The sequence below is a fragment of the Polycladomyces zharkentensis genome (assembly GCF_016938855.1).
GTDB classification, from domain to species: Bacteria; Bacillota; Bacilli; order Thermoactinomycetales; family JIR-001; genus Polycladomyces; species Polycladomyces zharkentensis.
This window is the reverse complement of the sequence record NZ_JAFHAP010000009.1, coordinates 68,836-92,828: the sequence shown is the minus strand read 5'-3', so window position 1 is coordinate 92,828 and position 23,993 is coordinate 68,836. Positions and strand designations below refer to the sequence as shown.

Here is a 23,993-nt window from a genome sequence, read left to right as displayed (position 1 = left end):
TTCCCTGATCCCGGAAGTCCCGATCGGTGTTCACGCCGACCGGGGCTTTTACATACCTTGTAATGAGAGAAACGTTGGTACCCGGGAGGGATCACCATGCCCAAATGGTTGCGCAATCAGCTGATGCGCGCGTTCTACGGCAAAGACCGCAGGCAGATCCGTTTTCTCAACGCGTGTTGGTTCACGTACCGTGAAAAAGAACAGGGGGCTTTACCACCCCGTCGCCATTGATCCGTCGTTGCTGAACAGACGCCGTGCATTATCCGTTGTTTGCCGGCACACTTGCCGAACCGTGACGCCCTTCACTCTGGCCACTTCCTCCGCCACTAGCTTCACCCATGCCGGTTCCGCTCTTTTTCCCCCGTATTCCCACGGCGCATCCGTCTCCAACAACAACTGGGACAAAGGTACTTGGCGGGCCAACTCACGGTCCCGTTCCCTGTGAAGCATGTCCGGTGTCACCGAGATGAGATAACCGTCATCCACAATGTGCTGCAACACATCAGCGGGCGCTTTGAGCCAGTGGAACACCGCCTGTTTCACCCCATATCGTCGCAACAGCAGTCGAACCGGTTCCGCCGTTTCGTGGACGGCATGCAACACCACCGGCAAATCGAGCTCCGCCGCCAACGAAAGAAAACGGGACAAACGGGCAACCGCATGGGGAGAGGGCGATTGTTTTTGCCGGGATTCCGCCAGTGTGTAATACGGCAATCCCACTTCCCCAATGGCGCCGATCTCCTCACGATGTTGCCGGATCAACCCGACCACCGTATCCACTTCCGCCTCATCCGTCTCCCGCTCCGGGTGAACGCCGAAAGCGATGGTCAGCCAATCCGGAAACCGCCGTTTCCACTCCAATAAACGGAGACACGAGTCCGCCCCCGATGCCACAGCCACCACATGGTTCACGCCCGCTTGCCGGGCACGCACCATGATTTCCGGCACTTCTTCCTCGGGGAATTGATCCAAATGAACATGGGTGTCAATCAGCGACATTCCCTTCTCCACTGATCCTCCCTCCTCTATATGTAAAAACGGGGGACAAGCCCCCGGTGTTTGAAGAAATCATAAAAAACCCCTGATCTGTCAGGGGTTTTGCGAATTCAGATTTACATATCGTCCATATCGAAGGCATGATTCCACACCCTGGCAGATGGCTTGAAGACCGCCGATGCGGCACCTTCGCCCAAATAACGTCCGAATTTATCTCCGGCAAGGCCACCCAAAATTGATCCCAGAACGGTACCGATTCCGGGTATAACCATGGTACCCAACAACGCACCATACTCGATCCCCGCCGCCAATCCCGCAGCTCCGGTGATATTGCCTACAGTATGCACCTTGTAATCCGCTTTTCTCATTTCTCCGTGCTTATAAGCCCGCGTATCTTTCCATTGCGACAATCCGCCAGCTATGACTCCCGCCCAGACGGAACTGCTTCGTAACATGTGCGACCACCTCCTGTCCGTTTGTCAGGTTCCGGAATCATCCGGCTTTTGATTGTTTTCCATTTGGTGGCGAAGAGCCTCCAATTCTTGCTGTTGCTTTTCCAGACGCTTCATCAAGGATTGCAGGAGATCTTCAAACCCTTCCAAAGGCAATTCCCCACCGGCAGGGGCTTGCTTGCCAACCTCTTCCCACGTTGAATCAGAAACCTCTTCCGATTCCATTGAATCCCGCTTCATCCATGACTTCACTTGCTGTTGCATGCCGATCGCGGTTTCTTTGACCTGTTCAGCCATATTCAACGCAGTCGCCGTCCCCTTTACCGCCATCCGCCGGGCCGCTTTTCTTGCTCTGGGCGAAAAGGCAAGGATAAGAGCTACCGCTGCAGCCCAACCCACGGGCGACCTGACATTCATCCATTTTCTTAGATCCACGCCTTCCACCTCCTTACCTAATGTAAAGGTTGCCCAAAACAACAGTTGCATACTCCGGTATATGGACAGTTGCTTTGGTTAACACTACAACCTGTTAAACCGAAAATTGGTGGGAATCAAGGTGCAAAACGAACAGATTCGCTGCATTCACGCGTTGCCCGGACGGATTCGTATCCTGGTATCGTCATGTAAAGGAAATCAGAAAAAGGCTTCTGATTTAGCCGCCTTTTTGACACGGCAAACCGGTGTCCGGAAGGTGAACCCGTGTGTTGTCACCGGGCGTATGCTGATCTTTTATGATCCGACCCAGTTGACAAAAGACGGGGTACTGGAATTGATTCTGTCTGCTGTGCAGCGCCCTTCCTCCGATCATTCGGTATCAGCAGCCGAGCAACGACCGACAGTCTCCCCTTCGCAAATCCGTCACCGCGCAAGAGTGGAAGTCGCCGCTTCCGCGACGCCCTTGCCTGATGATCAATCGGCGATTGGAGTCGATACATTCCGGCTCCATCGGTCGACTTCACTACCCTTCACCGTTTCTCTGCTCGGTTTGGGAGCCATCGGTGCAAAGCAGGCGTTTATGGGGAAATCCGCCCTGGCAAGAGGACCGGTTCCTTTTTACCTGTCCAGCTTGATCTCCGTGGCTACGGGTTACCCTTTTTTGAAACGGGGATTGGAAAAATTACGTGTGCGAAAAAAGTGGAACACCGATCTGATCCTCGGAACAGCCGCCTTTGCACTGGCGCTTGTTCGCGAAAACTTGGTTGTGTTGGCCGGTCTGAGCATCATCCAATACATCAACTGGAAATATCACCGGAAAAGAAGAGAATCACCCAACACCTTTGACTATGTACCGTCAGATATCCAAGATTACAGTCGACGGGCGGAAAAATGGGGAGGACTGTTGGCAGGGGCCACCTGGGCGGTAACCAAGGACCCCCTTCGAGGATTGGCTGTCTTGTTGGGGGCCAATCCCCGAACTGCTAGCATCTCTGTAGAGCCTGCCTGGAAAAGTGCGGAACTCCGCTGCCGGGAGAAAGGGTTGTCCATCCCTGAAAACGGTTCGCTCCCTCAATTGGCCCGGACCAAAACGTTTTTGTTTGAAAATGATTCGCTTTTATTCTCTCCGGACAGCCGAGAACTGTTTTGCATGACGGGCGAAGGGGACGAAGCACGGTTTTGGTGCTGGACCGCTTCTCTGTTGCAAAAAACAAAGCATCCCTGGAAAGAGGAAATCCTTCAAAAGGCCGGTAAAACGGGACGGACCATCCGAACCGCTTTCCGCGTTCGGGAAGAGGATGAGGGTGTGTATGGGCGGATCCAAAACCATGACGTCTTTTTCGGGACGCTCCGATACCTGCAGCGATTCGGATTGGACGGCGGACCCTATCTTCTCCCGGCCAAACGGTTGATGCGGCAAGGTTATCAGGTGTGGTTCACCGTTGTCCAAACCGGCAATATAAGCCAAGTACAAGGGATCCTGTACCGTTCCACAGGAGAGACCACCCCGTTCTTTGAGCGATTTCAACGATATCGCCAGCCTGAATGGACAATCGCCGTGTTGGAAACGTCTGTCGCCAAAGCGGACGTATTGCAACGTTATCGGATCGACACCAGTTGGTCCTCCCTTGGTCCCGATGAAATCAAAAAACGGATTGAATGCCTCCGTAAACGGGGAGAAGATGTGATTTGGGTGGCATCTTCCCGAACCGCATCAGTAAAGGAGACGATGTTGGGACAGAAGCTGCCCCGTACCACAGGAAATCTCCTTCACTCGGTGATGGAGGCCCGTCAAATCGCGGAACGGACCGACCAAATGATCTACCAACATGTTCGGGTATCTAAATTTTGGAATGTCTTAGGACCCTTGTTGGCTCTCCCGTTCCGGGTCAGTGCGTTTACCATCAATTTGATAGCCGATGCCCTTTCGCTCATCTTTTTAACCAGGGTAAAACCGGATGAAAAGAGGCCGGTAAACGCTTTGTGGAAAAACAATAAACAAGTCTTGCAGGAGGTTTCCGCCACTTCTGAGGCTTTTCTTTCCGAGCCCGATCTCCGCTGGCATGAAAAAACGGCTTCCGATGTGCTGAGATACTTTCAAGTGGAACAAAGCCAGGGGTTGGACCCCTCCAGAGTGCAGGAGCTGAAAAGGCAATACGGCGAAAACCGACTGCAAACCCGTCAGAAAAAATCGTGGTGGGTATCTTTCTTGGAGCAGTTTAAAGAGTTTACTACCCTGTTACTGGTAGGAACAACCGCACTGTCTTTTTTGACCGGAGACGTTTTTCACGGTCTGGCCATGGGCGCGGTATTGTTGGCCAACGCCGCTGTGGGGGCCATGCAGGAGCGAAAAGCGGAAAAAGTGGTGGAGGCGCTGAACGAGTACCAGCCACCGGTGACCTGTGTCATCCGTAATGGACAAACGGTGGAGACATCGGGAACTGATTTGGTTCCGGGAGATGTAGTCTGCCTGAAAGCGGGAGATCGTGTTCCTGCTGATCTGCGTCTTCTCCTTTCCTGGAACCTGGAGGTCAATGAATCGGTGTTGACGGGGGAATCTGTAGCCGTCAGAAAAAGCCCGGAACCCGTGGCAGCCGATGTTCCCCTTTCCGATCGAGGCAACATGCTCTATATGGGAACGGATGTCATCCGCGGCAAAGGGATCGGCATTGTGGTCAACACCGGAGCCCAAACGGAAATGGGACGTATCCTGGCCGGGAATATTTCTGAAAAGCAAACAACGCCCCTTCAACAGCGGATCACTTCCATGAGCAAAACCTTTGTAAAAGGAGCGGTGATCGTTGCTGCAACAGTTTGTTTAACCGGCCTTATGCGAGGTGTTCCCTTGACCGAAATGGTCAGCACATCCATTGCGCTGGCGGGTTCCGCTATTCCCGAAGGGCTTCCCGTGACGGTCACGATCGCTCTGAGCGCCGGCATTTTTCGGATGACCCGCAAAAACGCACTGATCCGGCGCTTGTCCACTTTGGAAACTTTAGGGAGAATCACGGTGATCTGCTCTGACAAGACCGGCACGCTCACTCAAAATGAAATGACCGTGAAAAAGATCGCGACGTTGAACGAAGAATGGCGTGTGGAAGGAAGCGGTTATTCTCCAAAAGGAAACATCATCGCCGAAGGATCGGGAAAAACGCTGCAAAAAGACCATCCTGAAGTGAGTCGAATGTTGCAAATCAGCCTGCTGTGCAACAACAGCGAAATTATAGAGGAAGAGGGGCGATGGACGGTCAAGGGTGACCCCACGGAGGGAGCCTTATTAGCCTTGGTTCAAAAAGCACAGATGCAGGAGAATCGTTCCGAGTGGACGCGTATCCATGAAATTCCCTTCGATTCCGCCAACGGCAGGATGACGGTGGCTTGTAAAAAGAGGGAAGAAACCTGCTATCTGTTTTCCAAAGGAAGCTTGGAATCCATTTTGCCGCTGTGCGATCGTATTCAATCCGGCGGACAAATCATCCCGCTGACAGAAAATGAAAAAGCGGCCATCCTCCGCAAGCATGAGGCATTGGCGAGTGAAGCTCTTCGGGTTCTGGCTTTTGCCTACCGCGAGGCGGAGGACCTGGAGAATGAGGAAAATTGTCCGGAAGAAAACAACCTCATCTTCCTCGGCATCATGGGCATGATCGATCCACCGAAACCAGATGTGGCGGAAAGTATCGATCAAGCAAGAAAACTGGGGGTCAAAACAGTGATGATCACCGGTGACCATCCCATGACAGCCATCACCATCGCCAAACAAATCGGGATCTACAGCGGTGAAACCAGTGTGATCACAGGACGGGAATTGGATCAAATCGATGATGAGGAATTGGATCGCCGGATTCCATCGATCTCCATCTTTGCACGGGTAACACCAGAACACAAACTCCGGATCGTCAACGCCTATCAAAAACGGGGCGAAGTCGTGGCCATGACCGGAGACGGTGTCAATGATACCCCTGCAATCAAACAGGCTAACGTAGGGATCGCCATGGGGTTGACCGGAACCGAAGTAACCAAGGAAGCGGCGGACATGGTTTTGAAAACCGACCACTTTGCCTCCATCGTGGAAGGGGTGAAAGAGGGTCGAACCATTATCAGCAATATCCGCAAAGCGGTTGGATGCTTGCTGACCGGCAATTTGGCGGAGATCATCATCACCGGCGCAGCTGTCATCGCCGGTTTACCGATGCCGCTGATCCCCATCCAAATCCTGCTGATGAATTTGATGACGGATGCATTGCCTGCGATGATTTTGGCGGTCAACCCGGGGAATAAAACCAAACAAACCCGTCGCACCGACATAGTGGACCGCTCTTTGTACACGAAAGTGGTTACCCGTGGTGCACTGTTGAGTGCCGGAGCGCTCGGGCTGTTCATGATGCAACTGCGTCGCGGCAGTTCATTGCTCGTCGCTCAAACGACCGTATTTGCCACCTTGGTGCTGGGTGAGCTGATCCAGACTTTGTCCTGGCGGCAGGAAGGTTCGGAAGAACGTCTCTCAGAGTGGGCCAAAGACCGTTTTCTTACGGGTGCACTGAGTATATCCCTGCTCACTTTGCTCGGGTCCATCTATATTCCGCCCGTGGCCCGTTTTCTGCACACCGCGCCGCTCAGCTTGAGGGATTGGGGCCCCATCGTTTTGGTGGCAGGACTGGTATCGAAAGTCTCGGAACCATTGATCGCGATGTTATCCGGCAAAGACCGTCCAATGACCAACCGGACAACACCCAGACTGGGAGGGACAACAGCATGATATGGAAATCAATGGACAAATGGATTGTCGGAACAGCTCTGATCCTGGCCGTTCCGGCGATTCTCCCTATTGCAAAGCAAGTAAGTCAGCCAATGCGGCAACGAGGAAACTATGTATGGAACAGGATGAAAGAAGAGATGGAAGACTTCATTGCGGAAGCTCAGTTTGAGCGAATGAAAAAACGGTTGAACCGGGAACTGGATATGCTTCCGTAACATCGAAAAGGAGGAACCGCCGTGAACAACCGGGACAACATCGACCACCATCTGTCCCAAGCTTATTCCCATATCGAACAGGCTTTGGATTTGAGCATCGAGGAATACAAACGAATCAAGCAGAGCCAAGAAGCGCTTGGTCGCCAATGGGAGGAATTCCTGGGCCGCGTATATCACGCCATCAAAGAAAAAGGGAAAGCGAACCGGATCAATTTGCTCGGATGGATCTCCTTTTCCCGCCTCCGAAAATGGTTATGAACATGCAAGGAAACGGTTCGTCGACCAATATGGGGATGCCTGTCCGTTTTTCATGGATGCCTGTTCATGATATGGGTATATTTTCTATGGATGCCTTCTGGTGCCTTTGCTATTATAGTGAAGGTGATTTTTAACCAGGGGGTGTAAAGGCCATGCAACAGGCAGCGGCACTTGCTACACTCATCTCAGCCATCGCTTCCTTGATCATGGCGATTATTGGTGCCATCCGTCTGTACCTGGAATATAAGCGCAACATTCGATTCACTTATGTTGATTAATCGAAATCAAGCCCGCAACAGGGCTTTTTTTATTGCCATAACGGGGGACAAGCCCCCGTCGTTGATCAAAACGCACCCTCAATTTCCCCGTCTCCATTTCACGCACTCGGCGGGAAATTCGGACCGGCCCTGAAAGAGAGTGACCAAATCCCGTGAGGCGAAATCACTCCGTTTCTTCCGCCGATACCGGGATCATGCTGAGACCGACGCGTTCCCGTTCCAGGTCCACCTTCAGCACCCAAACGTCAACAATGTCTCCCACCGAGACAAGATCCATCGGGTGACGCACATACCGTTCACTCATTTTGGAGATGTGCACCAATCCGTCGTTTTTCAATCCGATATCCACAAACACGCCGAAATCGACCACATTGCGCACGGTGCCTTTCAGTTGCATCCCCGGTTTCAAATCCTCCGGCTTCAATACGTCAGAGCGGAAAATCGGGGCCGGCAGTTCATCGCGCGGGTCCCGTCCGGGACGGAGCAAAGCGGAGATGATGTCACGTAGAGTGGGGACGCCGCAATCCAGACGTTCGGCCGTCGCCTCCACATCAACCTGTCGCAACTTTTGGTTGAGCGACTCGGTTCCGATCTCTTCCGGTTGGCTGTCCAACACCGCCAACAGCCGTTCCACCACCGGATACGATTCGGGGTGGATGGGCGTGCGGTCCAACGGGTTTTCACCATCGGGAATACGCAAAAAGCCGATACACTGCTCAAACGTTTTGGCACCCAGACGGGGAACTTCCTTCAGCTCTTCCCGATTGCGGTAGCGCCCTTGTTCTTCGCGCCTTTTCACAATGTTTTTGGCCACCGCTGCACTGATGCCCGATACATACTGCAACAGGGAAACGGATGCGGTGTTGACATCCACACCCACGTGGTTCACTGCCGATTCCACTACGGCAGTCAAGCTTTCCGCCAACCGTTTTTGAGACACATCATGCTGGTACTGCCCCACACCGACGGCTTTGGGCTCGATTTTCACCAATTCCGCCAACGGGTCCTGCAAACGGCGGGCGATCGAAACGGCGCTCCGCTGTGCCGCGTCCAAGTCGGGAAACTCCTCCCGTGCCAGTTTGGATGCGGAATAGACGCTGGCTCCGGCTTCATTGACGATCACGTAGTACAATTCCCGGTCCATCTCACGGATCAGCTCCGCGACAAACGCTTCCGTCTCCCGGGATGCCGTCCCGTTTCCGATGGCGATCAAATCGACGCCGTAGTCTTCCACGATCCGCTTGACGGTGGCTTTGGCTTCCGCCACTTTGTTCTGCGGCGGGGTGGGGTAGACCACGCCGACATGAAGCAATTTTCCTGTATCGTCCACCACGGCCAGCTTGCAACCCGTGCGGTAAGCGGGATCAACACCCAGTACGGTTTTGCCGCGCACCGGCGGTTGCAACAACAGGTGTCGCAGATTTTCCGAAAAGATATGAATCGCCTGTTCCTCCGCTTTTTCCGTCATGGCCGAGCGAATTTCGCGCTCGATCGACGGGGCGATCAGCCGTTTGTATGCATCTTCCGCCGCCTGACGCAGATAGTCGTGCGGCGGAACGGGAAACCACCGGTACAACCGTTCCAGGATCGGGCCATCTTCCACTTCCACCTGCACGCGCAGGATTTCCTCGCGTTCGCCGCGGTTCACCGCCAAAATGCGGTGGGAAGGCATTTTATGTACAGGTTCACGATAATCGTAATACATTTCATAGACGCTTCGCACGTCCGGATCTTTGGCCGAGGAGACCAGCACCCCGTGTTTCCAGGTGTACTCCCGCACCCATTTGCGCACCTCGGCGTCATCGGACAACGCTTCAGCGATAATGTCCATCGCCCCGGCCAGCGCCTCTTCCGGCGTTTTCACCTCTTTTTCCTCATTGACAAACTGCGGGGCCAAAGCGGTTATTTCCGCTTCGCTTTTCGCCTGCAGCATCGCCTCGGCCAACGGTTCCAAACCGCGCTCTTTGGCCACGGAGGCACGTGTTTTCCGTTTGGGGCGGAACGGTCGATACAAGTCTTCCACTTCCTGCAACTTGACCGCCTGCAGAATACGCGCTTTCAATTCGTCCGTCAACTTGCCCTGTTCGTCGATCAGCCGGATGACTTCTTCTTTGCGTTGATTCAACTGAACGAGATATTGATAACGATCTGCGATCGCACGCAACTGTTCCTCGTCCAGCTCACCCGTTCGCTCTTTTCGGTAACGGGCGATGAAGGGAATGGTGTTGCCTTCCTCCATCAACTCAACGCCGGCCTGCACTTGTTTGGCCTGAATGCCCAACTCTTCAGCAATCAGACGGAACATCTCTTGAACCTGCATAATCGCCTCCCGTAGTCAGAAAAATCTTCGACTCCACCATGATACTCCGCCATACTCGGGGACGCAAATGAACGGATCGTGACAAACGCATCACCTTCGGCGTTCGAGAGGTAGTACCATTACGCATCGGAGGGAACCACAGATGGGGAATCAGAGGAGGAAGTTTCGCGAGGCATGACAAAAAACCAACGAGGTGCCCGACGTTGGCAAAATCAGGATATCGCAGGTTCGCTCACATGCATTCCGAAGGTTCCAGCCGCAGCGATTCTCTTAGTTTCCGCAAGGCTCGCCGCTGAAGACGGGATACGTGCATCTGGGAAATGCCAAGCCGTTCTCCAGCCTGTTTCTGGCTCATATTTTCGTAAAATGTCATACGGATGATTTCCCGCTCGCGATCAGTCAATACCTGTAACGCTTTCTCCAACAGCATGCGCTGGTCCACATGCTCATAACCTTCATCTTCGTCTCCCACGATGTCCAACAGCGTCACCTGGGAGCCGTCATTGCTCGCCTCGATCGGAGTGTCGACGGAAATGGCGTTGTAACTGCGTCCCATCTCCATCGTTTCCAATACTTCCTCGGGAGTGACGTTGAGATATTGAGCGATTTCCTCGATTTGCGGAGATCGATGCAGTTTTGAAGTCAGCTCTTCCACTGCTTTTTTGATGCGCGGTCCCAGCTCTTTGATGCGGCGCGGCACATGCACGCTCCACGTTTTGTCACGGATGTACCGTTTGATTTCTCCGACGATCGTGGGCACGGCAAATCCCTCAAAACTCCTGCCATAGGCGGGATCATACCGCTTCAATGCAGCCAAGAGGCCAATCATCCCCACTTGCACGAGGTCTTCGTAAGGTTCACTTCCCCGGGCGAATTTGGACGCCAAGGTCTCCACCAGCTCCGTGTAATGGGTGACCAATTCTTCCTGAACGGCACTGTCACCGTTCTCCTGGTACTGACGAATCTTCTCCAACACCTCTGCGTCAGTGAGATCGGGTTTCTGTGGGCGAGTCGACATCTGGTTCCACCTCGTCCCTCCTGATGTACTTCGTCAACGTCACCACCACACCGTTGTCGCCTTTGATCTCCACGCGATCCATCAGCGACTTCATCAAATAGAGACCCAAACCTCGCTCGCGCAAGGCGTGATAGGGGATCCGCCCGTTGATCGGACCCGCTTGGGCTTCGACGGCCGATACGTCAAAGCTGCATCCTTGGTCGATGATTTCAATTTCCAGACGGTCGACGTACAGATTGCAACAGATGGAGATTTCTCCGCCTTCTCCCCGATACGCGTGATGGACTGCGTTGGTGCACGCTTCCGCCACCGCCAGTTTCAAGTCTTCAATGTCATCATATGAGAAACCCATACGGGTGGCGATTCCGGAAATAGCCAAACGCACTACGCCCACGTAATCGGCTTTGGCCGGAATGGTCAGCTCGATCAGGTCCCTCGGTTGATCTTTCATGATCATTCGTCCTCCTGCGTCCCTTCAATCTCGATGATCTCATTCAAGCCGGTGATCCGGAACAACCGTTCCAAACGCGGATTGCCCCCCGTGATAACGAGACGTCCCGACGCAGCCCGCAAGGACTTGTACGCACCGATCAGGACACCCAATCCCGTACTGTCGATATAATCCACTTGCGATAAGTCCAAATACACCACACGGCTGTCACGACAAAGCGGCATCAGCTTTTCTTTCAGTTGAGGGGCCGTAAAGGCGTCGATCTCGCCTGTTATTTCCAATGTCGTCATACTGTCGGAATCCTGCCGTTCTTTGATGGATACGTTCATTCGCTTCAACCTCCGCTACTAAAGTACCCGTTCTCCGAAAGATCGAAACACCTCTTTTATCCATCTGATACAGGTTTGGGGCGGATCAACAGGATGGTCTGGTCGTCCTTCAGCTTGTACTTAGCCAGTTCGTAAATATGCTGATAAATCGATTCTACCGCTTCTTGAGCCGGCTTATCCAAATATTTTAAAATAATTTCTTTGAATCGTTTTCTCCCTAAAAATTGCCCGTCAATGCGACATTCCGTCACTCCGTCAGAAAACAGAATAATCGCATCGCCGGGTTTCAACTGGACCTGAAACTCCTGATAAGTGGTATCCCGTGACACGCCAAGAACAAGCCCGCGGGATTTCAGATCGTGAAACGTTCCATCCTCAGCCCGGTAGAGCAATCCGGGTTCATGGCCCGCCGTGGCATAGCGGAACGTGTGGTTTTTGGAATCGTACACCCCGTATACCATGGTGATAAACATACTGGGATCAACGTTACGCTCCACCACCGCATTCAGATTGCGCAACACTTCAGCCGGCCCCGGCGGATTGTGGACCAATACATCCATGGCATACTTGATCATCGACATGCACAAGGCTGCCGGAATTCCTTTACCGATGATGTCGGAAAGAGCGATCCCGACTTTCCCTTCCCCGTGATCGACGAAGTTGTAGTAGTCACCGCTCATTTTGTTGGCCGCCATACTGACGGCGCCGATTTCCGTACCCGGCAACTGGGGAGTGGAGCGGGGGAGCAAGGTTTGCTGCATACCGACCGCCACTTCGATCTCGTATTCCAGCTCCCGTTGGCGGTCAATCAGTGATTCATGCTCTTTATATGCGATGCCGTAACCGATCATGATCTCAATCAAAAGATCAAACATATCTACAACGGCGGGCGGGACATCGGGAAGCATCTTTTTCACGGCGGCGGCGTGCATGCTGATGATTTCCTCCGGGGGAATGCGCTGTTCCATCATCCACTTGCTCAACTGTTGGGCAGCGTAGAGATGGTCCTCACGCTTCTCCCGCGAATAGGAACAAAGCAATTCCTCATATTGGCGTTTCAAATGCTCATCCATAGTGTCACCTCGTCCCGTCGTACGTCCGCCTCTGTCTTACCGCATGATCCGTCTTGGACCTGCTGCCCTGTTGGCACATGAGTGGTTGGCCGCTCTGTTCAATCAACTGCATTGTATCCCGATTCCCGCGTTATTTCAACAAAAAGGGATAGGGAACGCACGCGGCATTCCATATCCCTTCTCGTCAAAAGTCGATCAAACCCAAGCTGATCATCAGCGCTTCGTTGACCCGATTCATCATTTCCTCATCCAAATGGGTGATTTTGTCGGTCAGACGCTGTTTATCAATCGTGCGAATCTGCTCCAACAAAATCACCGAGTCCCGATCAAACCCGTAGGCTTTGGCGTCGATCTCCACATGGGTGGGCAACTTGGCCTTTTGAATTTGAGCGGTAATCGCGGCGACGATCACGGTGGGGCTAAACCGATTGCCTATATCGTTTTGGATGACCAGAACAGGCCTGACCCCACCCTGTTCCGATCCAACCACTGGTGATAGATCGGCAAAGTAAACATCGCCACGCTTGACAATCAAATGGTTACACCCCGCTAACCAGTCGTTCCAAAGTGTCGTCCGCTTCTTCTTCGGCTTCAAAGGCCTCGGAAGCAATATGCAAATTGATTTTCGCCATCTCCATGTAGCCGCGCTGCATCATCTCACGGATCAACCGTTTTTTCCGTTCCTGCAGATACAGCTTCATCGCTTGGCGGATAAACTCGCTTCGATTGGAGTTCTCTTTCGCCACCATACCGTCAACTTCTTGCAACAGATGCTTGGGTAGGCTGATCATGATTCGCTTGGTTTCGGACAAGACTTCGCACCCCCAACCAATCATCACCGTTGGCGATTTCCCTTACAATACTACCATTATGACATAAGGGTTGCAAAAATATACTTTGATGAAATGAGTCCGCCACCCAAGACGGACCGGGGAGAACACCGCGACTTGCTTGACACGGCTAAAGAACCAAGGGCACTTCCAGGTCGCCGCAGAGCTTCTCGCTTCATCTGGTGTGGCAACCCACATCCATCCACGATGGCTTCGTCTCCCAAGCCTGGTTGATTTGGCTAAAACCTTTTTGCTTGCGTAGTAGTTTTAAGTGTTTTCACACTTATTGACAATCGCGATCATCCCAACCCCGAAGGGCTGGGCTTACCCGCTCGCTCCATATAAATTTATTCGACCCATTCAACAAAATTCCTGCTGTTCCCCGCATATTTCCCCTGTTTTTCCCCACGGGGCCACATCCGTCCAGCAGTTTCTATCGGAAATGTTAAAAATTTGCTTGTCCCAGTCGATTTACCACACTGATGATGCGTCCTCCTTTTTTGTAGACGCGCGGCACGCGGTAACCTACCATACAGGTCACTTCATAGGAGATGGTGCCCAGCGCTTCCGCCACTTCGTCAACCGTGATCCGCTCATTGCCTTGCATACCGTAGAGAACCACTTCGTCTCCCACCTTGACCGGCATGGCTTCGGTCACATCCAGCATGGTCTGATCCATGCAAATCCTGCCGACAATCGGTACCTTGCGTCCGTTGACCAGCGCTTCGCCGCGATTGGAGAGCAAACGGCTGAACCCGTCTGCATATCCCACGGGGATGGTCGCGATCCAGCGAGTTCCGTCGGTAACGAACGTTTTTCCATAACTGATACCCGTACCCGCAGGCGGTCGTTTGAGATGGATCACTTTGGTTTTCAATGTCAGAGCCGGGCGCAAGTCCACCGCTTCGCGGTTCACTTCAGCGGAGGGATAGTACCCGTACATGCTGATCCCCAAACGCACCAATTGATGTGCATACGCCGGCAAATCAATCGCCGTGGCGCTGTTGGCGCAGTGAATGAGCGGGATCTGGATCCCTTCGGTTTGCAATCGACCGATGATCCGTTCCAATTGTTTATGTTGCCATTCCGTATAGGATTTGTCCACTTCATCCGCCGTGGCGAAATGGGTGAACAATCCTTCCACCTCGATCCAATCGTGCCGTCTGATCCTGCGCAAAAACGGCAGCACTTCATCTTCAAACAATCCCAATCGGCCCATACCGGTATCCACCTTGACATGAACCGGCACTTTGCGCCCCATTCGGGCGGCATGACTTGCCACCTCGTCCACAACCGCATCCGAATAAACAGTCAATGTGACATCGTGGCGCACGGCCTCCGCCACCGCGGCGGGCGGGGTATACCCCAACACCAGGATCGGCGCTTCGATCCCCGCCTTTCTCAGTTGCAGCGCTTCGTCCAAAAAGGCAACAGCCAGATGGGTCGCACCGGCTTTCAGCGCCGTTTTTGCCACCGGAACAGCGCCGTGACCATAGGCGTCCGCCTTGACAACCGCCATCAGCCTGACCGATGACGGAAACCTGTTTCTAAATTGTTGAACATTATGTGTGATGGCATCGAGATCAATCTCTGCGATCGTATCACGGTAATAGGGTTGGTTCATCCTTGTGCTCCTGTTCGCCGAATGATCTCCAACTGCGCTTGCAATTGATCCACGAATTGATTGCTGACCAACAGCGGGCGGCGTTTGCCTCGAATTCGGAAAATATAGGGCAAATCATGAGCCGGTTCAATCTGAACCAATGGGATTTCTTCCTTCTGATTTCCCATATGAATGACCAGCTTGTCCTCATAAAGCACGTAACGCGGGCGATACAACGCCCGAAAAAGTGCGGGAAACCCGAAAATCACCGCAGCCGCCACGACGATCGTGCCGATGATAAACGGGACAGAGCGATAAGGGAATAACATGAGCACTCCGGCAAACCCGGCGAGAAACAGACCCGTCTCCAACAACCGCATCAGGCTGCTTTTGCGATAGAGCAACACAGAATACGGCGTCTGCTCCTCACAGATAACCGAGGAATCCATCTCTCCACCTCTTTCAAACCGAAGGCGGGTCAACAGCACTTCGGCAAGGGTGTCCGATCCGGGTGGCTTGTTCCCTGTCCGCAGGAGAGCCGCCCTTCTCTCAGGTCAACGATTCTACCAGATTCACACAATACAAAGACGCGTTTGACAACGTTTTACACCCATCATCATACATGCTCGGACGCGGAATTGCAAAGGGATTGGGGCACATTCCATATTATCGGTGCCAAATATCACATCTTATTATATTGATTCAAGCTTATTTTTCCTACTTGAAATTGTATTCAATCATTTCATACAATAGTTTGTGCAAACGGTTTCACTACATCTGACGGGGGAGAGATGAATGAAGGGGAAACGCATAATTTCTTGTTTATTGGTTCTGGTTTTCCTTTTCGTCATCATGCCGGGAGTGAGAGCAGACAACGCAACTGCCTCTCCGCAAGGCAACCGGTTTACCTTGCCGCAAGGTGTATTCTATGAAATTTATGTTCGCTCCTTTACCGATGCCAATGGGGACGGAGACGGGGACCTGGCCGGGATCACCTCCAAACTGGATTACCTGAACGACGGCCGTCCTGATGCCGGGAAAGACCTGGAAGTGGACGGTCTCTGGCTGATGCCGATCACCAAATCGCCCAGCTACCACAAATATGACGTGGTGGATTATTACCAGGTTGATCCGCAGTACGGCACATTGAAGGATTTTCGCAGACTGGTGGGTGAAGCGCACAAACGGGGAATCAAAGTGATCATGGACCTGGTCGTCAATCACACCAGCAACCAACATCCCTGGTTTGTCTCCGCGTCCAGGGACAAAAACAGCCCTTATCGAGACTATTACATTTGGGCGGACGAAAACACGGACATCCACGAAAAAGGCCCGTGGGGACAACCCGTCTGGCACGAGACCTACCCTGGCTCGGGCGACTACTATTACGGGCTGTTCTGGAGCGGCATGCCCGATTTGAACTACGACAATCCCCGCGTCCGGGAGGAGATCATCAAAATCGGGAAGTTTTGGTTGAAACAAGGGGCCGACGGTTTCCGGCTTGATGCCGCCAAACACATCTACCCTGACGAACAGGAAGCCAAGAATCACGAGTGGTGGAGCCAATTCCGCAGGGAAATGCAGAAAGTGAAGTCCAACGTGTATCTCGTCGGTGAAGTATGGGATGCCAAAGAGCGTGTCGCTCCGTACTACGCTGAACTGGATTCACTGTTCAATTTCGATCTGTCGGGTCGGATCCTGCAATCCCTTCAACAGGGGCAAGATGCGGGAATTGCCGCTTTGGCCGCCGAAACGGGGCGAATGTACGCTGAAGTCAACCCCCGCGCCATCGACGCACCGTTTTTGACCAATCACGACCAAAACCGCACGATGAGCGTATTGAACGGTGATGTGAACAAAGCGAAAACGGCTGCTGCCATCCTGCTCACCCTTCCCGGCAACCCGTTCCTTTATTACGGGGAAGAAATCGGCATGCTCGGGGAGAAGCCGGACGAATACATCCGAGAACCGTTCCGCTGGTACCCCGGTCATGGCCCCGGACAGACAACATGGGAGGAACCCCGATTCAACACCGGCCCCAACGCTGTCTCCGTACAGTCGCAAATGCATGACCCCCATTCCCTGTTGCATTGGTATCGTCAGTGGATTCGTTTGCGTCACCGATATCCCGCACTGACGTACGGGGATTTGAAACCACTTTCGACGAATGATGCGCGAGTGGCGGCTTATCAACGGGTCTCCGATGGGGAGCGGTTGACCGTCCTGCATAATCTTTCCGGCCAAACCGTCACCGTTACGGTTCCTGCGGATCATCACCTGCGCGTCGTATATGCCGGACCCTCCAATGTGCAAATCCGGCAAAACGGAGCGGATCAAGCGAGGGTGACGCTCCCGGCGTACACATCGGCACTGTTGAAATAAGGCCAAAGTAAAAGCGGCAATGTATCCGCGGGTCCGAATTTCCTGTCAGGTGTGGAGCTTAAGACGGAAAAAATCGGACCCCGCGAGAGAACCGCCGCCCGAGTTTATGAACTACCTATGTGAAATGCAAAAAACCCGAGGATTACCCTCGGTTTTTTTGTTTTGTAACCTTAATTGATTTAGCCTTACTCATATTGTACACCATTGACAGAAAAATCAACTCGGCTATGTCAAATTTGTCAGAAACGGGTAAGGAAAGTAAAGCATGTAAAGGAGGATAAATAAAATGACGGCGGTGTCTGATATGGAAGTTTCGCGTATGAGTTCGAAAGGTCAAGTCACAATCCCAAAAAGCATTCGCGAGCGATTGAACCTTAAGGAAGGCGACAGGGTGGCGTTCATCGAAGACGAAAACGGAAACGTCACGATCACAAAGGCGAGTACGCTCGCGTTCAACCGTATTGCCGATAAAATTGCACGGATGGCTGAGGAAAAGGGAATTACCGAAGAAGAGCTATTGGAAACATTGGAACGAGTTCGGGAGGAGCGGTATCGTGAGCGATACAGGGACTAATCCGTGTGTTCTTCGATACCAAACGTATTGATATCAGCGATTGTGTGGCCCAACTCGGTAGCTCGAAAGTGTTTGAATTTCGTGATGGACTATCATCGCGTTGTCGTATGTGAGGAATCAATTCATGAAGTCTTTGATGTTATGAAAGAACGGTTTCCCGAGGCATTGACGGATTGGGATCGTTTGTTGGCACAAACAGATTTTGAATTAGTCTATACACCGAAACACATCGACTTTCGCGTGCCACCTATCTGCGATAAAAAGGATACACCCATTTTAGTCTCCGCGATCCTGGCCGAACCCGATATTATGATTTCCGGTGACAAAGATTTTCACACTCAGGAGATTCGCGAATATTTCGCCGTCTATACTCCAGCCGATTTTCTCCGTGATTTCGATCACCGAAACTTGAAAACGTGACTTACCTCACACATCCGAAGTCGTGGATGTGGATACGAACAATGCCGCAACATGGATTGGCTCGTTATCTCCATCACGATGATTGTCGAGGGGAAGCCCTCTCTTTTTTTGTGTGTGGATGTTTTGACTCAAGTTAGCATTCGGGAAGGTATTCCGTACACTTTACTCCAATATAAACAACCTTGACGGGTAGTTAAAAATACCCTCCAGAGGAAAATCAGATCCTCAGAGAGCAAAATTCTGGGGCGAAAAATCAATTCTTATATTTCAATCTCCCGCGGATGTTCCGTCAACAGCTGACGGATCGACGCCAACCGGAGCGCCTTTTTCGTTCGGATCACTGCTCAATCAGATTCCCGCTGTTGCCAATCGATTCCGTCACCTTATCGTGGGTTTGTACCCCTTTTCCAGAAATCGAACCAACTCTTCGTAATTTTTCATGTCCGTAAACGATGGTAGGGGGTAATACATTCTGCCCGGAAAAGCCTGTTGAATCCTTTTCATTAATTTTTGATGGCAAATCACCAGGTCCGTATCCGGCGGGATTTCGTCGATTGAGGCATTATCCACCTCGATGTTCAACCCTGACTTCCTTAACTGCTTTTTTAACATGGCAGCCCCCATCGCACTGGAACCCATTCCCGCTTCGCAAACAAAAACAATTTTTCGAACCAAGGGCTTTTTCGGCTCTGTTTGAAACAGAGTATCCTCGTTGGTCAAGTGAGTTTCAATTGGAACAGGCTTCTTTCTTGATTCTCCACCCAGTCGATCGATATTCTGCAAGAAGATGATTTCTGCCACATGACTCCTGCTGCTTTTTTTCGGTGCAGTGGTGGAAAACCGATTCAGCAACAGGAAGGCGCTTAAAAAGGAAACAACAGCTGAAACCGCCACCCCTGTCAAAACGTAAAACATATCCTCCCTCGGAGCCAATCCGAGGATTAAAAAGATGCTTCCAGGCGAAGGCAATGACACCAAGCCGGCGTCAAAAAACTGAAAGGTGATGATCCCCGCCATTCCCCCCACGATCACTGCAGGAACGAGAATCGGATTCATCAACACATAGGGAAAATAGACTTCATGAATGCCGCCAAACAGATGAATAAACGTGGCCAGCTTGGCTCCCTTTCGGTTTTCCGCCCGCGCCTTCAGCCAGTAAGCTGTAAGTATCCCCAGTCCCGGTCCTGGATTGGTCTCCAACAGAAAGAAAATCGACTTCCCGATTTCCTTCACCTGTTGAATTCCCAGCGGTGTCAATATGCCGTAATTCATTACATTATTGAAAAAGAGCGCTTTCCCCGGCTCAATGATCAAGGCCGCCATCGGGAGCCATCCCGAATGGATCACATGTTCCATGAAACGGTTGAACAGATGAACCCCCGCAGAAAGCATTTGACCAACGAACAAAAAACAGAACACGGTGAGTACCACTGCCACGATTGCAGCCACGGCATTCGTCACCAACAACTCATATCCGATGGGAATGTGTTTTTTTACGGTTTGGTCTAATCGATTCATCATCCAACCCGTAGCCAAGCCGATCATCATCGCCCCGATAATGTTGGGAACGGAGCTGGCCAGACTCAGTCCGAACGTGACAATGGATGCCACTACCGCTCCCCGCTGTCCGCCCAGTAACCTTCCCCCCGTATAACCCAGCAGAATAGGCAGCAAGGTTTCATAAATCGGGTGAACCAACAGCAGAATCCGGTCATTATACCACCAACCGTAGATCCCAAAAATAGCCTGAATCATCCCAACAGCGATGATTACCGCAATGTTTTGGTATATGATTGCACTCAACAGTTGGCCCAGCTTCCTCATGGTCGAAGGACTCCCTTAAGGCATTCATTGGTTCTGGAAATCAACGCCTCGGACAACAGGGTTTCCAGTCTCTTTCTGATTTTCGCTGTCGAATCATGCTTCAACAGCTCAATAAAGTCGTCTTCGATCAACGCCCCGCTGATTTGACTGATCAAATCGATGTGCTCCTTTGGAGCGGTTCGAGGGGCCGCGAGCAACAGAAATGTGGTCACCCACCGATTTTCCCCGGTGTCATTCTGCCAGGCGACCGGGGCCTGAAGCCGGAAAACCGCCATTAACAGCTCGTTGACGCCTTCTGTTTTGGCATGAATCATCGCCAAATCGTCTAAAACGAATCCACCCTGCTTCTCTCTTTTTTCAATATCGCGGTATAAAGTGTCAGGATCGCGAATGGCACTCCACTTACTGAACAATTGATACAGCGACTTTAGTACGGAACCTGAAACATTGATCCCATCGATCACCCGAAGATTGTGCAAGATCTGCATCACTCCCTCTCCGGACTTGGCCAGGGACAGAGCTGAAGGGGACGCTTCTTTCGGTTCCTGAAATGGATGATCATCGAGACGTAACAGAGACATTTTCCTTTCGATGGCAATCAAATCTTCCTTTTGCAAAAAGGGGTGGACGATTACCAACCTTTCGTCGTCGACAAAGGGAATGGGTATGGTGGAAACGATCAGATCAACGGGGCCATTTTCCTTTAGCCACTTTTTTAATTCACCAACCGATATAATCCCTTTAATCTCCAGATGCGGAACTTCGTTTTCCAGACGTGCGGTTAAATAAGTCGACGTTCCGAAGCCGCTGGCGCAAACCACCACCGTGCGAAATCTTCTTCCCTCCCGTTTGCGGATTAAGGCAGCTCCAACATGCAACGCAAGATACCCGATTTCATCTTGTGGCACTTCATACGGAAAATGATCCGAAAGCAGGGCCACTGACTTCCGGCAGGCATGGAACACATCGGGATACCGTCCCTTGATCTCTTCCAACATCGGGTTATGGATCTGCAAACCGTTTTCCAACCGGCTCACAGCGGGAATCAAATGGGCAAGAAGACCTTCAAACAGAATGGCGTCCCCCTGAAGGGGCACTCCCAATTCTTGTCCGACGGTTCGGATAAAACTTTGAGTCAGATCAATCCATTTCATATTTTCGGGATGTTCCATCAGATCTTCCTGTTTGAATGCAGCCCCGGACAAATGCAATGCGATGTAACCGATTTCAACCTCCGGGACCGAAACCGAAAGCGCGCTTTCCAGCCTGGAGACGATTTCCCGAGCCAGCGGAACCATGTCAGCCGCTTCGGGAGGAATCGCCAGCGGCGTTTGCTCCTCACTGACGGCACCATGCTTCATCCGTTCCACGGCAAGCAACAGGTGGATCACCAGATTCACATAATTGCGGTCGGTCAATTCCAGGTGATGGTGGCGACCCACCACTTCACGGGCCGCTTTTTCCACTGCCAATATGTGCTGAATATTGATGAATTTCAATAACCGATCGCGGATCAAGACTCCCAAAGGATGTTCCGAGTATTGATCTCCATACACTGATGTTTGAAATAACGCAAGCCACTCTTCAAATGTTGTTCCTTGATGGAGAAACTTCGAAAGAGCCATCCGCTTTTGCTGTTGCGTCCCTTCAAGACATACTCCCCATCCGGGTTTGCGGATCAACTTCATTCCCGCTTGTTCAAACCAGGGTTCCACTTTATCAAGATCGAGACTGATCGTCGCTTCCGTCACATGGTATTTCCGGCTGAAAGTGTATAGTTTAACCGGTTCATCGGTAAGAAGCAGATCGAAAATGATCCCTTCCTGTCTCTCCTCGGGTGAATAAACCCGAAATGCCTCCATCTGCTGAACATCTTCCAACAACCGTTGTTTATCCTTCTCATGCCCCTCAATTGTGACACCATGGCCTGTTTTTCGCACGATCTTCAATCCATAGCAGGAAAGAATCTCTTTCAATGATTGAAGCTCCCGTTGAACCGTCCGGAGACTGACCTTCAGCATCTCCGCCAACTGCTGAACAGAAACGGGGGATGAATGGATCAACAAGATTTGCAGTAACCGTTTTTGCCGGGAATAAATGATGGGCCGGTTCTCCATTCGATCTCCTCCCGTGCACTTTGGTATCAGAAAGCAAGAACCCGGTCTTTGATTTTAACGTAACACAAGACCGGGCCGATCTCCATCGTATTTTGATCTGTCATGACCTTAGACTCACGATCCCTGTTGTGCCGCATGAAGAATTTGATAGGTTTCCTTTAAGGAAGGATACAGATGCCGATACACCCGATACAGTTGATCATATACGCTTGCAGACCCGGCATTTGTTTCCGTTATGACGGGAATTGACCCGACTTGATGGGGAAGATCATCAGGACTGTTCCACAATCCGATCCCAAGACCAGCCAGAAACGCGGCTCCCAAGGCCGGGCCTTCCCTGTCTTCATAACCGATCAACCGTCTCTTAAGCACATCGGAGAAGGTTTGGCTCCACAATCGGCTTTTTACCGCTCCGCCGGTCAGATACAGTTCTTTTGGAGAAGAGGATGTCACCTTCTCGATCAACTCCAAACAATCTCGCAAGCTGAACGCCACGCCTTCCATTACGGCCCGCACGAAATGCTTTGCGCTGTGGCGGTAGGAGATTCCCAAAAAGACGCCCCGCGCGTAAGGATCATTATGAGGGGTCCGCTCGCCGTTTATATAGGGCAAGAACAACAGACCGTCCGAACCGGGCGGGATTTCCTGGACGCCGGAAAGCATATTTTCAAAATCACGCCATCCAAACTGTTGGCAAAACCAGCTGAGAGACATGCCCGCGGACAATGTGACACCCATGGCATGCCATGTATTCGGTACACAATGACAGAACAGATGAACCGTTTTCAGCCGTTCCTCCCGATCGTCGAAGTCAGGAACACGGGACAGCGGCACAAACACCGTTCCGGATGTACCGACACTGATGACCCCTTTTCCCTCATGAAATACTCCGTTTCCCAGCGCTGCCGCCGCATTGTCCCCCGCACCGGCCACCACCGGTAATCCTTCGGGAAGTCCGGTCGCCCGTGCCGCTTCCGCCGTCACCCGTCCCACGACGATCTTGCTTTCATACACAGCGGGGAACCATTCGCGAGAAAACCCGAGCCCCTCCATGAGCGCCTCGGACCACTTGCGACCGGCCACGTCAAACAACGCGGTGCCGCTCGCATCTGAAACATCCGTCGATCGCTCGCCAGTCAGGCGGAACACGATATAATCTTTCGGCAACATCACCCATCGGATTGCCCGGTAACGATCGGGCTCGTTTTTTTGGATCCACCGCAGCTTCGGTGCGGTAAACCCCGGAAGCACCGCGTTTTTCGTGATCCGATAAACGTGTTTTTCTCCCAGCAATTCCTCGATCTCCGCACACTCCTCTGTCGTGCGCACATCATTCCAGAGAATGGCCGAACGGACCACTTCGCCGTCTTCGCCGAGAAGGACCGAAGAATGCATCTGGCCGCTTACACCCACCGCCCGAATGTTGGAAAGTGAAATCCCCTTTTCCCGGAGTATTTTTAAGCTGCTGATCACAGCCTGCCACCATATCCGGGGATCTTGTTCCGACCATCCCGGACGGGGGATCTCGAAAGAATACGAAGAAGTCCCCACTCCTTGTATGTTCCCTTCGGAATCGACGACCAATGCTTTCGTCCCTTGTGTTCCGATATCGATCCCCAAAACTCCATCCTTTTCCGTTCGCACGCCCATTTCCCCCCGAAC

Annotated in this window: 23 protein-coding genes; 8 read left to right on the top strand and 15 right to left on the bottom strand. The window is 52.1% G+C overall.

The window, feature by feature from the left end; all coding sequences use genetic code 11:
- Positions 1–96 precede the first annotated feature (96 nt).
- The gene (gene cmpA / locus JQC72_RS10775) at positions 97–231 is read left to right on the top strand and encodes a cortex morphogenetic protein CmpA (protein WP_205495529.1); all 135 of its coding nucleotides are present in this window, start codon (positions 97–99) and stop codon (positions 229–231) included.
- On the opposite strand, the gene JQC72_RS10770 is transcribed toward cmpA, so the two are convergent.
- From JQC72_RS10770 to JQC72_RS10760, 3 genes are all read right to left on the bottom strand, one after another.
- Positions 211–1,011, bottom strand: a complete 801-nt coding sequence (locus JQC72_RS10770) for a TatD family hydrolase (protein WP_205495522.1) — start codon at positions 1,009–1,011, stop codon at positions 211–213. The genes cmpA and JQC72_RS10770 overlap by 21 nt on opposite strands.
- 101 nt (positions 1,012–1,112) lie before the next feature.
- Positions 1,113–1,451 (bottom strand): glycine zipper domain-containing protein, encoded by a 339-nt coding sequence (locus tag JQC72_RS10765; protein WP_205495507.1) that lies wholly within the window; start codon positions 1,449–1,451, stop codon positions 1,113–1,115.
- 24 nt (positions 1,452–1,475) lie between these two features.
- On the bottom strand, positions 1,476–1,934 hold the full coding sequence (locus JQC72_RS10760) for a hypothetical protein (protein WP_205495505.1): 459 nt from the start codon (positions 1,932–1,934) through the stop codon (positions 1,476–1,478).
- 70 nt (positions 1,935–2,004) lie between these two features.
- Between JQC72_RS10760 and JQC72_RS10755 the strand changes: the two genes are divergently transcribed.
- The 4 genes from JQC72_RS10755 (at position 2,005) to JQC72_RS16570 (ending at position 7,390) form a co-directional block, all read left to right on the top strand.
- Entirely contained in the window at positions 2,005–6,639 is a 4,635-nt protein-coding gene (locus JQC72_RS10755; protein ID WP_419179862.1) for a cation-translocating P-type ATPase, read from the top strand.
- A complete protein-coding gene (locus JQC72_RS10750; protein WP_205495503.1) occupies positions 6,636–6,854 on the top strand; it encodes a DUF5132 domain-containing protein in 219 nt (72 codons plus the stop codon). Before JQC72_RS10755 ends, JQC72_RS10750 begins: the two co-directional genes overlap by 4 nt.
- Before the next feature lie 21 nt (positions 6,855–6,875).
- Positions 6,876–7,112 (top strand): hypothetical protein, encoded by a 237-nt coding sequence (locus tag JQC72_RS10745; protein ID WP_205495501.1) that lies wholly within the window; start codon positions 6,876–6,878, stop codon positions 7,110–7,112.
- Positions 7,113–7,264: 152 nt separating this feature from the next.
- Positions 7,265–7,390 carry a hypothetical protein gene (locus JQC72_RS16570; RefSeq protein ID WP_302104772.1) on the top strand — a complete coding sequence of 42 codons (126 nt, stop codon included), beginning with the start codon at positions 7,265–7,267 and terminating at the stop codon, positions 7,388–7,390.
- A 163-nt stretch (positions 7,391–7,553) separates the two neighbouring features.
- On the opposite strand, the gene JQC72_RS10740 is transcribed toward JQC72_RS16570, so the two are convergent.
- From JQC72_RS10740 to JQC72_RS10700, 9 genes are all read right to left on the bottom strand, one after another.
- A complete protein-coding gene (locus JQC72_RS10740; protein WP_205495500.1) occupies positions 7,554–9,710 on the bottom strand; it encodes a Tex family protein in 2,157 nt (718 codons plus the stop codon).
- A gap of 232 nt (positions 9,711–9,942) precedes the next feature.
- Positions 9,943–10,728 carry an RNA polymerase sigma factor SigB gene (sigB, locus tag JQC72_RS10735; protein ID WP_205495498.1) on the bottom strand — a complete coding sequence of 262 codons (786 nt, stop codon included), beginning with the start codon at positions 10,726–10,728 and terminating at the stop codon, positions 9,943–9,945.
- Positions 10,694–11,179: an anti-sigma B factor RsbW gene (gene rsbW, locus JQC72_RS10730; RefSeq protein ID WP_205495497.1), complete on the bottom strand. Its 486-nt coding sequence runs from the start codon at positions 11,177–11,179 to the stop codon at positions 10,694–10,696. Before rsbW ends, sigB begins: the two co-directional genes overlap by 35 nt.
- 2 nt (positions 11,180–11,181) lie before the next feature.
- Positions 11,182–11,508: an STAS domain-containing protein gene (locus JQC72_RS10725; protein WP_205495496.1), complete on the bottom strand. Its 327-nt coding sequence runs from the start codon at positions 11,506–11,508 to the stop codon at positions 11,182–11,184.
- A 56-nt stretch (positions 11,509–11,564) separates the two neighbouring features.
- A complete protein-coding gene (locus JQC72_RS10720; RefSeq protein ID WP_205495495.1) occupies positions 11,565–12,581 on the bottom strand; it encodes a PP2C family protein-serine/threonine phosphatase in 1,017 nt (338 codons plus the stop codon).
- A gap of 184 nt (positions 12,582–12,765) precedes the next feature.
- Positions 12,766–13,116 (bottom strand): type II toxin-antitoxin system endoribonuclease NdoA, encoded by a 351-nt coding sequence (gene ndoA / locus JQC72_RS10715; protein ID WP_205495494.1) that lies wholly within the window; start codon positions 13,114–13,116, stop codon positions 12,766–12,768.
- Positions 13,117–13,120: 4 nt separating this feature from the next.
- On the bottom strand, positions 13,121–13,417 hold the full coding sequence (locus tag JQC72_RS10710) for a CopG family ribbon-helix-helix protein (RefSeq protein WP_205495700.1): 297 nt from the start codon (positions 13,415–13,417) through the stop codon (positions 13,121–13,123).
- Positions 13,418–13,856: 439 nt separating this feature from the next.
- On the bottom strand, positions 13,857–15,035 hold the full coding sequence (gene alr, locus JQC72_RS10705) for an alanine racemase (protein ID WP_205495493.1): 1,179 nt from the start codon (positions 15,033–15,035) through the stop codon (positions 13,857–13,859).
- Positions 15,032–15,463, bottom strand: a complete 432-nt coding sequence (locus JQC72_RS10700) for a hypothetical protein (RefSeq protein WP_205495491.1) — start codon at positions 15,461–15,463, stop codon at positions 15,032–15,034. The genes alr and JQC72_RS10700 overlap by 4 nt, the downstream gene beginning before the upstream one ends.
- 346 nt (positions 15,464–15,809) lie before the next feature.
- Between JQC72_RS10700 and JQC72_RS10695 the strand changes: the two genes are divergently transcribed.
- The 3 genes from JQC72_RS10695 (at position 15,810) to JQC72_RS10685 (ending at position 18,390) form a co-directional block, all read left to right on the top strand.
- Entirely contained in the window at positions 15,810–17,396 is a 1,587-nt protein-coding gene (locus tag JQC72_RS10695) for an alpha-amylase family glycosyl hydrolase (protein WP_205495489.1), read from the top strand.
- A gap of 286 nt (positions 17,397–17,682) precedes the next feature.
- Positions 17,683–17,970, top strand: coding sequence for an AbrB/MazE/SpoVT family DNA-binding domain-containing protein (locus JQC72_RS10690; protein ID WP_302104771.1), 288 nt, complete (start codon positions 17,683–17,685; stop codon positions 17,968–17,970).
- Between the two features lie 3 nt (positions 17,971–17,973).
- Positions 17,974–18,390 carry a PIN domain-containing protein gene (locus tag JQC72_RS10685; RefSeq protein WP_335342442.1) on the top strand — a complete coding sequence of 139 codons (417 nt, stop codon included), beginning with the start codon at positions 17,974–17,976 and terminating at the stop codon, positions 18,388–18,390.
- A 378-nt stretch (positions 18,391–18,768) separates the two neighbouring features.
- Here JQC72_RS10685 and JQC72_RS10680 read toward each other — a convergent pair whose 3' ends face one another.
- The 3 genes from JQC72_RS10680 to xylB form a co-directional block, all read right to left on the bottom strand.
- A complete protein-coding gene (locus JQC72_RS10680) occupies positions 18,769–20,214 on the bottom strand; it encodes a PTS transporter subunit EIIC (protein ID WP_205495485.1) in 1,446 nt (481 codons plus the stop codon).
- Positions 20,211–22,331, bottom strand: a complete 2,121-nt coding sequence (locus tag JQC72_RS10675; protein WP_205495484.1) for a BglG family transcription antiterminator — start codon at positions 22,329–22,331, stop codon at positions 20,211–20,213. The genes JQC72_RS10680 and JQC72_RS10675 overlap by 4 nt, the downstream gene beginning before the upstream one ends.
- A gap of 114 nt (positions 22,332–22,445) precedes the next feature.
- Positions 22,446–23,975, bottom strand: a complete 1,530-nt coding sequence (gene xylB / locus JQC72_RS10670; RefSeq protein WP_205495482.1) for a xylulokinase — start codon at positions 23,973–23,975, stop codon at positions 22,446–22,448.
- Between the last annotated feature and the right edge of the window lie 18 nt (positions 23,976–23,993).